Origin of the sequence: Rhodococcus sp. NPDC057529 (assembly GCF_042802055.1) — a bacterium.
Lineage (GTDB): Bacteria > Actinomycetota > Actinomycetes > Mycobacteriales > Mycobacteriaceae > Rhodococcus_F.
In genome coordinates this window covers 1-1,382 of the sequence record NZ_JBHVEY010000067.1, presented here as the reverse complement: position 1 = coordinate 1,382, position 1,382 = coordinate 1, and the positions used below count along the sequence as shown (strand labels likewise).

General features: G+C 65.6%; 2 protein-coding genes. Both read left to right on the top strand.

The features are described from left to right. The coding region (locus ACFU5V_RS43035; protein WP_378707527.1) for a hypothetical protein at positions 1–363 on the top strand (363 nt) is incomplete at its 5' end. After that, positions 336–1,373: a transposase gene (locus tag ACFU5V_RS43030; RefSeq protein ID WP_378707529.1), complete on the top strand. Its 1,038-nt coding sequence runs from the start codon at positions 336–338 to the stop codon at positions 1,371–1,373. The genes ACFU5V_RS43035 and ACFU5V_RS43030, both read left to right, overlap by 28 nt. Positions 1,374–1,382: the final 9 nt, after the last annotated feature.

Here is a 1,382-nt window from a genome sequence, read left to right as displayed (position 1 = left end):
CGGGGCGCCAGGACCAGGTTGCTGCGCGAGCACAACCTCACCCGGGCCACCGTGCGGCGTTGGCTGCGCAGCCGTGACGAGGGAGAATTCACGGGACTGACGTCGGTCACCCGAGAAGAGAGGTCGCTGCGCCGAATGGAGAACGCCGACCGTGCCGAACTGGCACGACTACGCAAGGAGAATGCGGCACTCAAACACAAGGTCGCCCAGGGTGAGGCCGTGCAGGAAATTCTGGGAAAAGCGTACGAGCTCTTGGAGGGGATTACCACGAGCTCGACGACCGACGACGAACCCGAGATCCCGCCGGCGCTGCTGAGCGCCACCGAGTACGCGAACTGGCTCGAACGCAACAAACTGTACTGATCGAGTTCGTCGACGAGCTCGCCGCAACCGGGATCGGGGTCCGCGCCGCGTGTGGGCTGGTCGGGCTGCCACGCTCGACGTACTACCGGCTCACCCGCAACTACCGGCACTACCGGCCGGTGACCGACCCGATACCGCAGAAGAAGCGACGGCAACCGGCCGCGCTGACCGCCGATGAACGCACCGCCATCATCGCTGTGCTCGAATCCGACGAGTACGCCGAACTGTCTGTGGTGCAGACGTATTGGCGGGCGTTCGACGCGGGAAGGGTCGGTTGCTCGGAGCGGACCTTCTACCGGGTCGCGACCGAACAGAACATGGTCGGCGATCGCCGACGCAGGAAATACGGTGGTGGCTCAACTCCTCGGCACAAGCCGATCGTGCACTGCGGGCGGGTCGGGGACTTGTGGTCCTGGGATGTCACCGAGCTCCGTGGGCCCCGCACGCAGGACCGGTACAAGCTGTATCTGGTGATCGACGTGTTCTCTCGGTATCCGGTGGCCTGGAGGATCGAGTACACCGAGAACACCGACCTGGCGGTGCAGATGTTCGCGACCGCCATCGCCGAACACGGGGCGCCGGGGGTGGTGCACGCCGACAACGGATCGATCATGCGTGCCCACACCCTCGTCGATGCGCTTGCGGGCGACGGTGTGCTCGCCTCGTATGCCCGGCCGCGGGTCAGTGACGACAACCCGTTCTCGGAGTCGTTGTTCAAGACCATCAAATACGACCTGAGCTGCCCGCTCGTGTTCGACAGCATCGACCATGCCCGCGACTGGACCGCCGGGTTTCTCCACCGCTACGCCACCGAACACCGCCACAGCGGACTCGGCCGCCACACCCCGGCGGCCATCCATGCCGGCACCGCTGCCCTCGACCGGCAACGGCGCCAGCAAACCCTCGACCGCTACTGGTCGCAGCATCCCGAACGGTTCCGGGCCAGACCGGTAGCACCAGCCCTTCCCGGACCGACGGGAATCAACACCAACGTGTCTCAGACAGGTTGACAACTTCCG